The organism is Caminicella sporogenes DSM 14501, assembly GCF_900142285.1.
GTDB classification, from domain to species: Bacteria; Bacillota; Clostridia; order Peptostreptococcales; family Caminicellaceae; genus Caminicella; species Caminicella sporogenes.
The window spans coordinates 1-12,655 of record NZ_FRAJ01000017.1; the positions used below are offsets into that span (position 1 = coordinate 1).

A 12,655-nucleotide genomic window follows, 5' to 3' on the forward strand; every position below is an offset into this window, starting at 1 on the left:
GTTTTGAGAGAACAAACAAAAAAGCAATTAATAGTTAATAATGAATAATGAATAGGTGTTAAAAGAACTTAAAATCATTTGATAATTTAGTATTTGTTGGTTTTTTACTTATTAATTATTCACTATTAATTATTAATTGTTTTATAAGTCCGGTGACTATAGCGAAGGGGATACACCTGTTCCCATACCGAACACAGAAGTTAAGCCCTTCAGCGCCGATGGTACTTGGTGGGAGACCGCCTGGGAGAGTAGGTCGTTGCCGGTTATAAAAATCCTCTGAGGAATTTAAAGATTCTTCAGAGGATTTTGTTTTTTTGCTAAAAAATTCAAACAGGGGAATTAAAAATTAAAAATTGAGAATTAAAAGATTTTAGAGTAATGAATTTGAGTTGAGAATTAAGTTAGTTGTTAGTGGTTAGTAGCAAAAGATTTTTTTACTACTAACTACTTGCCACTTACTATTAATTATTATTCCTAAGAAGTTTTAAAGTGTTTTAAAAGACTAACTTTAAAAACACTGAGAGCTAAGAGCTGACAACATTGTCATGAAATATTGTTTCACGTGAAAACATCTATTAGCTGTTAAACTGTCAAATAGAAATTTTAATTATTTTTATATTCAAAATATAATAATTTTATTGACATGTACATAAAATATCCATATAATATAAAAAAAATATGTAAAAAATATAACATATAAAAAATAATATATAAAATGAGATTATGAGAGTGTGCCTATGGTTCTGGCTAAATGAGTCTAGTCCAAGTACTGCAGGCAAAAGTAAAGCTACACTTCTAGGATAAAAGCCTGGAAGACGAGTCTCATACATTAATTCGTCTTCTAGGTTTTTTTATTTAAAAAACATGTTTGGGAGTTGAGAAAAGAGTAAAAATGGGGGAATAATTAATGAATATATTAAAAAAAGTTTGGCCTTATTCTGGACTGCCAAAGGAAATATATATATTGTTTTTTGCAAGAGTTATTAATAGCATGGGAAATTTTGTTTTTCCGTTTTTAGTTTTTTTCTTGACTGAAAAAATTGGATTAAGTGAGAGTAGAGTAGGCTTTTATAGGATGATAGCAGCAATGGTTTCAGTTCCAGGTACAATATTAGGAGGATTTTTATCTGATTATGTTGAAAGAAAAAAAATATTTATTGTATCACAAGCTCTTGCTGCGATATTTATAATACCTTGTGCTTTTTTAGGTGATTCGATTTTTGTTGCTTATTTATTAATAATAGCTACTTTTTTTGGTGGAGCTGCACCTCCAGCTAATAGTGCAATGATTACAGATTTGACAAATCAAAAAAATAGGAAACAAGCATATGCTCTTTTATACTTAGGTATTAATATTGGTTTTGCAATTGGACCTTTAATAGCAGGATTTTTGTATAATAATTATTTAAAATTGCTTTTTTTAGGAGATGCAATTACTACTTTTATTTCTTTAATATTAGTAGCAATTTTTGTTAAAGATACTAAACCAACAAAGAATGAAATTGAAGAAAGTTATAATTTAAATAATGAAGAAAAATCTGAAAAAGGAAATGTATTAGTTGTTTTTTTAAAAAGACCATCACTTTTGGCATTTTCAGCTATATCAATAATAATATCTTTTGTTTATGCTCAATCAGATTTTGGAATACCATTGCAAATAAAAGAAATATTTGGATATAAGGGGCCAAAATATTATGGAGTTATAATGACAACTAATGCATTAGTAGTTGTTGGATTTACTACAATAGTTATTAATATTACAAAGAAAATTAGACCGGTTGTTAATATTATGATTGCTTTAATTTTATATGCAATTGGTTTTGGAATGATATATTTTATACATGATTTTTATATGTTTATTTTTTCAACAGTAATATGGAGTATAGGTGAAATAATTGCAGCTACAAATTCAGGAGTTTATATAGCAAATCATACTCCTATGTCTCATAGAGGAAGATTTAATTCTATATTACCTCTAATTATAGGTTCAGGTCGTGCTTTAAGTCCAGTTGTAATGGGATTATTTATAGAAATATATGGTATAAGAATGATTTGGCCAGTAATATTTATTTTATCTTTATTTGCAATATTTTTAATGTATAATTTATATCTATTTGAAAAAAATAATTAAAATTTGATTGAAAAAAATAAAGTATGAAGTTAAAATATAATTAGATATTTAGATAAATATCTAATTATATTTTTTTTTACTAAAGGATGTGGCAAATTGAATAGAGTATTTAAAGCATTATCAGACCCTACAAGAAGAAGGATTTTAAAATTACTTAGAGAAGAAGATTTAACAGCAGGAGAAATAGCCGAATATTTTAATATAAGTAAACCATCTATAAGTCATCATTTAAATATATTAAAAAATGCTGATTTAGTATTTGCTGAAAAACAAGGACAAAAAATATTATATTCTTTAAATACGACAGCAATTCAAGAAATAATTAAATGGTTTTTTGATTTTTTAGAAATTGATTAAATATAAAAAGTCATGTAAAAGTATTTGTAGTTTATAATTTGATTGTTAAGTAAGGAGGAGAATATTATGAAAGTTGCAAATATTATATTTGCAATTGTAGGTATTTTTAATTTATTAATTGGTATATTATTGTATAAATACAATATGGTTGAAATGCTAGCAGGATACGATAAGAATAAAATTATTGATAAAGAAGGTTTAGCAAAGTGGACAGGTGTAAATTTTATTTTAATGGGTTTAGCGATAATAGTTATTTCTGTTATAGGATTAATATTAAATTTTAATACAATTCTTTTTTTCATTATAACAGTAGTGGGCTTATGTGTTAGGATGATTATTGGAAATAAAAAATATGAAAAAACTAGAAATTAAAATGGGAATGGAGAGAAGAAGATGAAAATCAATAAATTTATAATTATATTAATATTTTTGTCAATATTGGGGACCGTATTTATTTATAATAGTTTACCTGATAAAGTAGCTACTCATTTTGATTTTAGAGGACAGCCGGATAAATATAGCAGTAAATCTTATGTAATTTTTACTTCATTATTACCTTTAGCAATATATTTATTTATGACTTTTTTACCTAGCATAGACCCTAAAAAAAATTCTTATTTAAAGCATAAAAAAGCATATGAAGTAACAAAAATATCAATTGTCTTATTTATGATAGTTTTGAATTGGAGTATAATAATGATTGCATTAGGATTTAATATTAATCTAAGTGTAATTGTAAGGATACTTATAGGGATACTATTTATAGTAATAGGAAATTTTATGAGTCAAATAAGACATAATTATTTCTTTGGAATAAAAACGCCTTGGACACTTGCTAGTGAATTTGTGTGGAAAAAAACGCATAGAGTAGGAGCATTTTCTTTTATAATAGGAGGATTATTGATTATAGTTACTTCATTAACTAAAGGAATATTGGGATTAATTACTTTTATATTAGCTATGATAATAGTAATTTTTTATCCAATGTTGTATTCATATATAGAATTTAAAAAAATATCTAAAGAATAAATTTTATAAAGTAAAAAGTAAAACCATAGACATTTATTTGCTTGTCTATGGTTTTATTGTTTTTAAGAAATTTTTAGCATTTTTAATCATATTTATTACATTTTTAGAAGATGTTGAGCCTAGAGAAATTTTAGATTCAATACAATTTTCAATTTTAACTTTTTCTAAAATATCATTTTCAAAATGAGAAGAAAAATTTTTAAATTCATATAAACTTAGATTATCAATATTTTTATTATTTTGTATACAGTATAAAACCATTTTACCAACTATTTCATGAGCATTTCTAAAAGGAATACCTTTTTTAACTAAATAATCGGCAACATCAGTTGCATTCATAAAACCTGATTTAGTAGCATTTTTCATATTATTCTTTTTTATTTTCATAGTACTTATCATTTCATTAAAAATTTTCAAACAAGGTTTTAAATTTTCTACTGTATCAAATAGGAGTGGCTTATCTTCTTGCATATCTTTATTATATGCAAGTGGCAAAGATTTCATTATAGTTAATATATTAAATAAATTGCCATATATTCTTCCTGTTTTACCTCTTATAAGTTCAGCTACATCTGGATTTTTCTTTTGAGGCATTATAGAGCTTCCAGTACTATAACTGTCATCCATTTCAATAAAATTAAACTCACTAGAATTCCATATTATTAATTCTTCACAAAATCTACTTAGGTGCATCATGATAATAGAAGATGCACTTAAAAATTCAATTATAAAATCTCTGTCACTAACTGCATCGAGAGAATTTTCACAAATTCCTTTAAAATTCAATTCATTAGCTATAAATTTTCTATCTGTATTATAAGATGTACCAGCTAAAGCACCTGCTCCAAGAGGTAGATAATCCATTCTATCGAGACAATCTATTAATCTTAGGTAATCTCTTTTAAACATTTGAAAATATGCCATAATGTGATAAGCTAAAGTTATTGGTTGTGCTCTTTGCAGGTGAGTGTAACCGGGCATAATTGTATCTATATTTTTTTCACTAATATCAATTAAAGTTTTTAATAGTTTTTTTAGTAAATTACATATGTTGTTTATTTCTTCTTTAAGATATAGACGAATATCTACAGCAACTTGGTCATTTCTACTTCTAGCTGTATGTATTTTTTTACCAATTTCACCTATTTTATCTATAAGTAGTTTTTCGATATTCATATGAATATCTTCATATTCTATTTTAAATTTTACTTTACCTTGTTCTATTTCTTTTAATATTTCTTTAAGAGCATTTATTATTTTTAAATTTTCTTCTTTTGTGATGATATTAGATTTTTCAAGCATTTTAGCATGGGCTATACTTCCAGTTATATCTTGTTTATAAAGTTTTTTATCGAAATATATGGAAGCATTAAATTCATCGACTAATTTTGCAGTAGATTTTGAAAATCTTCCACTCCAAAGTTTCATATTATTTGTTTCTCCTTTTTAAAATTTTCTTTTTTATAATTCATAAGTGAACGTATTTTTATAGATAATGTAAATAAATTAATAAATCCTTCAGCATCTTTTTGATTATATACGTTATCTTCACCAAATGTTACGAAATCTTCATTATACAGTGAATAAGGAGATTTTGTTCCCATGGCTTTACATGTGCCTTTATAAAGTTTTAATTTTACTGTACCAGTAACTACTTGTTGTGTACTGTCAATAAATTTATCTAAAGCTTCTTTAAGAGGGGTAAACCATAAACCATCGTAAACTAATTGAGCGTATTTTTCTGCTACTATTTTTTTAAAGCTAAGAGTAGGTCTATCTAATACAAGTTTTTCTAATGCTTTATGAGCTTCATATAGTATTGTTCCACCGGGGGTTTCATATACTCCTCGTGATTTCATACCTACAAGTCTATTTTCTATAATATCAATAATTCCTATTCCATTTACACCGCCTATGTCATTGAGTTTATAAATTAAATCTACAGGTGAATATTTTTTTCCATCTATGGAAATAGGAACACCTTTTTCAAATTCAATTTCTATATAAGTAGGTTTATCGGGTGCATCTTGAGGTTTTACGCATATTTGATAAATATTTTCATCGTGTTCATTCCAAGGATTTTCTAAATTTCCACCTTCATGGCTTAAGTGCCATATATTTCTGTCACGACTGTAAATATCTTTTTTAGTAACAGGCACAGGTATATTATGTTTTAGTGCGTAGTCTATACAATCTTCTCTTGATTTTAAATTCCATTCACGCCAAGGAGCTATTATTTTTAGATGAGGATTTAAAGCTTTAATGGTAGCTTCAAAACGTACTTGGTCATTCCCTTTACCTGTTGCTCCATGTGCTATGGCAATAGCTTCTTCTTTTTCAGCTATTTCTACCAATTTTTTTGCAATTAAAGGTCGAGCAAATGATGTTCCAAGTAAATAATCATCTTCGTATATAGCACCAGCTTTTAAAGTTGGGAAAATATAATCAGTAACAAATTCTTCTTTAACATCTACGATATATGCTTTATGTGCTCCAGTTGATAATGCCTTGTTTTTAACTAAAGTTAAATCTTCTTCTTGACCAACATCTACGCATACAGCAATAACATCAAAGTTGTATTCATTTTTTAACCATTTTAAAATGACAGATGTGTCTAAGCCGCCGGAATAGGCTAAAATGACTTTTTCATTTTTCATAAAAATACCTCCTGATGTATTTTTATAAAATATTATAACAGAAAAGAAATTTAATTCAATATAAATATACAAAAAAATTAATAAATATACATAAAAAATATATGCTGATTATTCATTTTTATATAGATTTTATGTTAAAAAAATATCAGAATGACGGCTGAGAAATCAGAAGATTCCAACATTGACAAAACAATTTTTATAATATAAAATATACACGGATACAAAAAATGTAACTTTTAGTGTAGATTAATGGTTTCAAATTTTGGAGGAAAAAATGGACAGTATATTTAATGATAAAAAGGAAAATAGGTCTTTAACTTCAATAATTTTTGATAAAATAAGAGAAGATATTTTAATTGGAAAGTATTCTCGTGGTGAGAAGATTGTAGAAGCTAAACTTGCAGAAGAATTAGGTGTTAGTCGTACTCCTGTAAGAGAAGCTTTAAAGCAGTTAGAATTAGATGGTCTTGTTGAAAATATACCTAATAGAGGAGTAATAGTTAAAGGTATAACTAAACAAGATATACAGGATATATATACTCTTAGAATTGCTATAGAAGGTATAGCTGTAAAATGGGCAATAGAAAGAATGGATGATAGTGATTTAGAAAAACTTAAAGATATATTTGAACTTATGGAATTTTATACATTTAAAAAGGATTTAGATAAGATTGCAGAATTAAATACTAGATTTCATGAAACCATTTATAAAGCAACTAAAAGTAGATATTTAGAGCAAATACTTAAAGATTTTCAGTTTTTTATGAAAACAACTAGATATAAATCATTGAGAACTGAAGGTAGAATGGAAAGTGCTCTTGAAGAACATAGAGAAATTTTAAATGCTTTCATTAATAGGGATGTTGGTCAAGCTGTAAAAGCAATATTAAAACATGTAAATAATTCTAAAAAAAATGCTGAAAATTTTTAAAAGGCTACCTGTTTAGGTAGTCTTTTAAAATAGATTATAAAAAGGAATGAAAGAAGGTGAAAGATTGACTGATGAAAGAAGAGATAAAATTTTAGATGTATTGAATAGTATTAATGAACCTATAACTGGCTCGGAACTTGCTAAAATATTTAATGTGAGTAGACAAGTTATTGTGCAGGATATAGCTGTTTTGAGAGCAAAAGGCATTAATATTTTAGCTACATCAAATGGATATTATATACCTAAACCTATTCAAAATAATGACAATATAAGGACAATAGTATGTAGTCATAGCGGATATAAATCTATTGAAGAAGAATTAAAGATTTTAATAGATATGGGTGCAAAAGTTCTCGATGTAATAGTAATGCATCCTGTATATGGAGAAATAAGATGTCCTTTGATGATAAAAAGCAGGTATGACTTAGGTAAATTTATAGAAAAGGTAAAGGATGCTAAGGCAGAACCATTGTCTTCACTTACGGGTGGAGAACATATTCATACAATAGAAATACCTAATGAAAAAGTATATGATATTATACTTAAGAAATTAGATGAAAAAGGGTTTTTAATAAAGGATTGCTAGAGGTTTCTTTTTTATATATAATAGTGACAAGACAGATGTAAATACAGTCAATGATTTTTTTGTATTATAAATTTTAATTAAGCATTATGTAAAAAATAATATAAAAATTATATGTCTGTAAATATAAATCGGGAGAGGAGATAAATAAATGAATACGGTAGAAATGGTAAATGAAATAAATAGACTGAGAAAGGAAAAAAATGCTGTAATACTTGCTCATAATTATCAAATACCTGAAGTTCAAGATATAGCTGATTTTGTTGGAGATTCTTTAGCTCTTAGCAGGAAAGCTGCTGAAACTGATGCAGATATTATAGTTTTTTGTGGCGTTCATTTTATGGCAGAAAGTGCAAAGATACTTTCACCAGATAAAAAAGTTCTCTTACCGGTTCTTGATGCTGGATGTCCTATGGCTGATATGATAGATGCAAAGCAGCTTAAATTATTTAAGGAAGAATATCCTAATATTCCAATAGTATGTTATGTTAATACATCAGCAGAAGTTAAGGCAGAGAGTGATATATGCTGTACTTCATCAAATGCAGTAAAAGTAGTTAAATCCCTTGATAGTAATAAAATTTTGTTTATTCCGGACCAAAATTTGGGAAGCTATATTGCAAAACAAGTACCTGAAAAGGAGATTATACTTTGGGAAGGTTTTTGTATAACTCATCATAGAGTAAGTTCTCAAGAAGTGGATATAGTTAGAGAACATAGAGGTAATATAAAAATTTTAGTTCATCCTGAATGCAATTCAGAAGTAGTTAAGAAAGCAGATTTTGTAGGAAGTACATCTCAAATAATTGAATATGTAAATAAATCGGATGATAAGAAATTTGTAATAGGGACTGAAATGGGAATACTTCATTCATTAAGAAAACAAAACCCTGAAAAGAAATTTCATTTACTTTCTCCATCGCTTGTATGTTTTAATATGAAAAAAACAAGTCTTGAAGATGTATATAGAGCTTTAAGAGATGAAATTAATGAAATAAATATAGAGGAAAGTGTTATAAAAGCAGCTAGAAAATCTCTTGAAAGGATGTTAAAAATATCATAAAGGAGTTAAAAAAATGAGAAGGTATATTACAAATTTTAGATTAAATAGCATAAGAAAAGAGTATTGTGATGTATTAATTATAGGGACTGGAATTGCCGGTCTCTATACGTCTTTAAATATAGATTCAAATTACAAAGTAGTAGTTTTATCTAAAGATAAAATAAGTGAAAATAATAGTAATTTAGCTCAAGGTGGAATAGCTGCTTGTTTTAGTGAAGATGATGATATAAATCTTCACTTTGAAGATACTATTAAAGCAGGAAATTATTATAATGATAAAAAAGCTGTAAAGATATTAGTACAAGAGGCATCAGAAAATATAAAAAAACTTATTAAAATAGGAACTAATTTTGATAAAGATAAAGATGGGAATATAAGAGTAACTAAAGAAGGTGGACATTCAAAGAGAAGGATTTTACATTCAAAAGATGAAACTGGGAAAGAAATAATAAGAGCTTTATCTGAAGAAGCATTGAAAAGGGAAAATATAAATATTATAGAAAACATATTTGCAATAGACTTATTAACTGTAGATGATAAATGTTTAGGAGTTTTAGTAAAAAATGAAGAAGAAATATATGCAATATTATCTAAAGCTACTGTTTTAGCTACTGGGGGGATTGGACAAGTTTATGATAATACTACTAATTCAATTATAGCTACAGGTGACGGTATAGCTATGGCCTATAGAGCAGGAGTAGAAATAGTCGATATGGAATTTGTACAGTTTCATCCAACGGCTTTATATAATGAAAGTGATAGTAAAAGATTTTTGATTTCAGAGGCCGTAAGGGGAGAGGGTGCAGTACTTAGAAATAGTAAAAGAGAAGCATTTATGGAAAAGTATCATGAACTTAAAGATTTAGCACCTAGAGATATTGTTGCCAAAAGTATTTTTAATGAAATGTTAAAAGAAGATAAGCCTTGTGTTTATTTAGATATAACTCATAAAAATGAAGATTTTATAAAAAGTAGATTTCCAAATATATACAAAATGTGTTTATCTAGGAATATAGATATGACTAAAGATTATATTCCAGTATGTCCAGTTCAGCACTATATTATGGGAGGAGTAAAGATAGATTATTTTGGCAGGACAAATATTCAGAGATTATATGCTTGTGGAGAGACATCTTGTGTAAGAGTACATGGTGCAAACAGATTAGCTAGTAATTCTCTTTTAGAAGGATTAGTATTTGGAAATAGAATAGCTAATGATATAAATAAAATTATAGAGCGTATAGAAATAGAAAACTATTTAATAGAGAATGAAGAAAATTATAAAAGAATAGATAAAAAGCAAATTCAAGAAATTAAAGTTAAAGTAAAAAAAATAATGGGCAGATATGCTTTTATATTGAGAAGCAAGGAAGGGTTAAACAAAGCCTTAAATATGATAGAAGAAATATTAAATAAATTAGATGGTTGTAAAGAAGATAGTAAAGAGTTTTATGAATGTTTTAATATTGCAACTGTTGCTTATTTAATAGTTAAAGCTGCTTTAAACAGAGAAAAGAGTTTAGGAAGTCATATTATAGTTGATAGTTTGGAGGAATTTAAAGATGCTTAACTGGGTATTAGTTGATGAAATAATAAAAAATGGATTAAAGGAAGATATTAATAATATTGATATAACTACAGATAATTTAATTGATGATGAAAGTAAATCAATGGCATATATGTTAGCTAAAGAAGAAGGCGTTATAGCTGGGTTATATGTAGCTGAAAGAGTATTTAAAATTTTAGATAAAGAAGTTAACTTTAAATTTAATGTTAAAGATGGGGATAAAGTAGAAAAAGGTACTATAATAGCTGAAATTAAAGGCAATACTAAAGCCATACTTAAAGGTGAAAGACTTGCTCTTAATCTCATACAGAGAATGTCTGGTATAGCTACTATATCGAGAAAATATAGAGATGTTGTTAAAGATTTTCCAGTAAGAATAGTTGATACTAGAAAGACTACTCCCGGTCTTAGAATACTTGAAAAATATGCAGTAAGAATAGGTGGCTGTTATAATCATAGGTATAATCTATCAGAAGCAGTTATGATTAAAGATAATCATATTAAAGCAGCCGGTGGAATAAGAGAAGCGATACTTAAAGTTAAAGATAAAATACCTCATACAATTAAAGTTGAAGTTGAAGTTGAAAGCATAACAGAATTGAAAGAAGCTATTGATGCTGGAGCAGATATAGTTATGCTGGATAATATGGAGCTTGAAGATATGAAAAAAGCAGTTGAAATTGGAAAGGGAAAGGTTATAATTGAAGCTTCAGGAGGAATTACTTTAGATAAGTTAGTTCAAATTGCTGAAGTTGGAGTAGATGTTATATCTGTAGGAGCTTTGACTCATTCTGTTAAAGCTATGGATATAAGTTTGAATATTATTTAAAATAAAAGGTTTTCAAGTATTTTTTAGTTTATAGAAGAAAATTTGAAATTTATTAAAAAGAGGTGAAAAAGTGAGAGGTAATTTTAGAGAATATATAATTAAAGCTCTTAATGGAATGGCTTTAGGGTTATTTAGCTCGCTTATAATAGGACTTATACTTAAACAAATAGGTGATTATTTAGGAATAAGTCAATTAGTTGTTTTCGGTAAATTTGCTCAATTTATGATGGGACCGGCAATAGGAGGAGCTGTTGCATATAGTATTGGAGCACCACCGCTTGGGATATTTGCATCAATAGTAGTAGGAGCTATTGGAGCAGGTACTATAGCTGTTGATGGAGTAAAAGCTACTATTAAAATAGGAGAGCCTGTTGGTTCTTTTGTAGCAGCTTTACTTGCATCAGAATTTTCTAAATTGATTTCTGGAAAGACTAAGGTTGATATAGTACTTGTTCCAGCTATAACTATTATATTAGGTGGATTTATAGGAATATTTGTAAGTCCTGTTATGGCTGAGATTATGAAAGGATTAGGAGCTATAATAAATAGAGCTACGGAACTTCAGCCAATACCTATGGGAATAATAATATCTGTTTTAATGGGAATGATATTAACTCTTCCAATAAGTAGTGCAGCATTGGCGATTTCATTAGGGTTAAGTGGACTTGCAGCGGGGGCTTCTACTGTAGGTTGTGCAACTCAAATGATAGGATTTGCTATAGCAAGTTATAGAGAAAATGGAATAGGTGGTTTTTTGGCTCAAGGATTTGGTACATCAATGCTTCAAGTTCCAAATATAGTAAGAAATCCACTGGTATGGGTTCCACCAACTCTTTCAAGTGCTATACTTGGACCATTAGCAACATACGTTTTTAAAATGGAAAATAACAGTATAGGAGCAGGAATGGGAACAAGTGGTTTAGTAGGACAATTTGGAACTATAGCTTCAATGTCAGAAAAAATGTCTATGGATAAGATTTTGTTAAATATAGGACTACTTCATTTTATACTTCCGGCAATACTTACTTTTGCCATTTCTGAATATATGAGAAAAAAAGGATATATTAAATATGGAGATATGAAATTAAATCAATAAAATTTGCAACCTCCCCATAAAAATTCTTTTGTTTTAAAGAGTTTTTATGGGGTATCTTAGTTTTTGTAAAAATATTTTTAATATGTATTGACAAAACATAAAAATATGTATAAACTTAAATTGTAATCATTACAAATTTAAAATTAATATAATTACATAATATTTATAAATTTAAATAATAATAAAAGAGGGGGACAAAAAATGGAAAAAAAGGAATTGGTATTAAAAACATTTAAGGAAGCTGGAAAGCCACTTAAAACAGGTGAAGTAGCTGAAATGTCAGGACTAGATAAAAATGAAGTCAGTAAAATTATTAAAGAATTAAAAAGTGAAGAAAAAATCTATTCTCCAAAGCGTTGTTATTATGAGATAAAGAGATAAATGAAAAGGAGATGAGGAGGATATTATCCGT

13 protein-coding genes and 1 rRNA gene are annotated in these 12,655 nt (G+C 27.4%); 12 read left to right on the forward strand and 2 right to left on the reverse strand.

Translation table 11 applies throughout. The features are described 5' to 3' along the window. Positions 1–148 precede the first annotated feature (148 nt). From rrf to BUA90_RS09665, 5 genes are all read left to right on the forward strand, one after another. Positions 149–265 (forward strand): 5S ribosomal RNA (rrf, locus tag BUA90_RS09645). 642 nt (positions 266–907) lie between these two features. Continuing rightward, complete coding sequence (locus tag BUA90_RS09650) at positions 908–2,131, forward strand: MDR family MFS transporter (protein WP_072968068.1); 1,224 nt, start codon at positions 908–910, stop codon at positions 2,129–2,131. Positions 2,132–2,227: 96 nt separating this feature from the next. Continuing rightward, positions 2,228–2,488 carry an autorepressor SdpR family transcription factor gene (locus tag BUA90_RS09655; protein ID WP_072968069.1) on the forward strand — a complete coding sequence of 87 codons (261 nt, stop codon included), beginning with the start codon at positions 2,228–2,230 and terminating at the stop codon, positions 2,486–2,488. A gap of 66 nt (positions 2,489–2,554) precedes the next feature. Further along, positions 2,555–2,860 carry a DUF3784 domain-containing protein gene (locus BUA90_RS09660; RefSeq protein WP_072968070.1) on the forward strand — a complete coding sequence of 102 codons (306 nt, stop codon included), beginning with the start codon at positions 2,555–2,557 and terminating at the stop codon, positions 2,858–2,860. Between the two features lie 21 nt (positions 2,861–2,881). Further along, the gene (locus BUA90_RS09665) at positions 2,882–3,517 is read left to right on the forward strand and encodes an SdpI family protein (protein WP_072968071.1); all 636 of its coding nucleotides are present in this window, start codon (positions 2,882–2,884) and stop codon (positions 3,515–3,517) included. A gap of 45 nt (positions 3,518–3,562) precedes the next feature. On the opposite strand, the gene argH is transcribed toward BUA90_RS09665, so the two are convergent. Both argH and BUA90_RS09675 read right to left on the reverse strand, forming a co-directional pair. After that, positions 3,563–4,945, reverse strand: a complete 1,383-nt coding sequence (gene argH / locus BUA90_RS09670) for an argininosuccinate lyase (protein ID WP_072968072.1) — start codon at positions 4,943–4,945, stop codon at positions 3,563–3,565. Next, a complete protein-coding gene (locus BUA90_RS09675; RefSeq protein ID WP_072968073.1) occupies positions 4,942–6,174 on the reverse strand; it encodes an argininosuccinate synthase in 1,233 nt (410 codons plus the stop codon). The genes argH and BUA90_RS09675 overlap by 4 nt, the downstream gene beginning before the upstream one ends. A 274-nt stretch (positions 6,175–6,448) precedes the next feature. Between BUA90_RS09675 and BUA90_RS09680 the strand changes: the two genes are divergently transcribed. The 7 genes from BUA90_RS09680 (at position 6,449) to BUA90_RS09710 (ending at position 12,624) form a co-directional block, all read left to right on the forward strand. Beyond that, a complete protein-coding gene (locus BUA90_RS09680; RefSeq protein WP_072968075.1) occupies positions 6,449–7,105 on the forward strand; it encodes a GntR family transcriptional regulator in 657 nt (218 codons plus the stop codon). Positions 7,106–7,169: 64 nt separating this feature from the next. Then, on the forward strand, positions 7,170–7,691 hold the full coding sequence (locus BUA90_RS09685) for a transcription repressor NadR (protein WP_242945078.1): 522 nt from the start codon (positions 7,170–7,172) through the stop codon (positions 7,689–7,691). A gap of 148 nt (positions 7,692–7,839) precedes the next feature. Then, complete coding sequence (nadA, locus tag BUA90_RS09690) at positions 7,840–8,751, forward strand: quinolinate synthase NadA (RefSeq protein ID WP_072968079.1); 912 nt, start codon at positions 7,840–7,842, stop codon at positions 8,749–8,751. A 13-nt stretch (positions 8,752–8,764) separates the two neighbouring features. Next, entirely contained in the window at positions 8,765–10,321 is a 1,557-nt protein-coding gene (nadB, locus tag BUA90_RS09695) for an L-aspartate oxidase (protein ID WP_072968081.1), read from the forward strand. Beyond that, entirely contained in the window at positions 10,314–11,147 is an 834-nt protein-coding gene (gene nadC / locus BUA90_RS09700) for a carboxylating nicotinate-nucleotide diphosphorylase (protein ID WP_072968083.1), read from the forward strand. Before nadB ends, nadC begins: the two co-directional genes overlap by 8 nt. Positions 11,148–11,217: 70 nt before the next feature. After that, the gene (locus BUA90_RS09705; protein WP_072968085.1) at positions 11,218–12,243 is read left to right on the forward strand and encodes a PTS sugar transporter subunit IIC; all 1,026 of its coding nucleotides are present in this window, start codon (positions 11,218–11,220) and stop codon (positions 12,241–12,243) included. A 201-nt stretch (positions 12,244–12,444) separates the two neighbouring features. Further along, positions 12,445–12,624, forward strand: coding sequence for a MarR family transcriptional regulator (locus BUA90_RS09710; RefSeq protein WP_072968087.1), 180 nt, complete (start codon positions 12,445–12,447; stop codon positions 12,622–12,624). Positions 12,625–12,655 lie beyond the last annotated feature (31 nt).

What these genes read in the sequence shown, in the direction of transcription:
- BUA90_RS09675 (WP_072968073.1), bottom strand. Translation starts at nt 6,174, where the DNA reads ATGAAAAATGAAAAAGTCATTTTAGCCTATTCCGGCGGCTTAGACACA.
- argH (WP_072968072.1), bottom strand. Translation starts at nt 4,945, where the DNA reads ATGAAACTTTGGAGTGGAAGATTTTCAAAATCTACTGCAAAATTAGTC.
- nadA (WP_072968079.1), top strand. Translation starts at nt 7,840, where the DNA reads ATGAATACGGTAGAAATGGTAAATGAAATAAATAGACTGAGAAAGGAA.
- nadB (WP_072968081.1), top strand. Translation starts at nt 8,765, where the DNA reads ATGAGAAGGTATATTACAAATTTTAGATTAAATAGCATAAGAAAAGAG.
- BUA90_RS09660 (WP_072968070.1), top strand. Translation starts at nt 2,555, where the DNA reads ATGAAAGTTGCAAATATTATATTTGCAATTGTAGGTATTTTTAATTTA.
- BUA90_RS09680 (WP_072968075.1), top strand. Translation starts at nt 6,449, where the DNA reads ATGGACAGTATATTTAATGATAAAAAGGAAAATAGGTCTTTAACTTCA.
- BUA90_RS09710 (WP_072968087.1), top strand. Translation starts at nt 12,445, where the DNA reads ATGGAAAAAAAGGAATTGGTATTAAAAACATTTAAGGAAGCTGGAAAG.
- BUA90_RS09650 (WP_072968068.1), top strand. Translation starts at nt 908, where the DNA reads ATGAATATATTAAAAAAAGTTTGGCCTTATTCTGGACTGCCAAAGGAA.
- nadC (WP_072968083.1), top strand. Translation starts at nt 10,314, where the DNA reads ATGCTTAACTGGGTATTAGTTGATGAAATAATAAAAAATGGATTAAAG.
- BUA90_RS09665 (WP_072968071.1), top strand. Translation starts at nt 2,882, where the DNA reads ATGAAAATCAATAAATTTATAATTATATTAATATTTTTGTCAATATTG.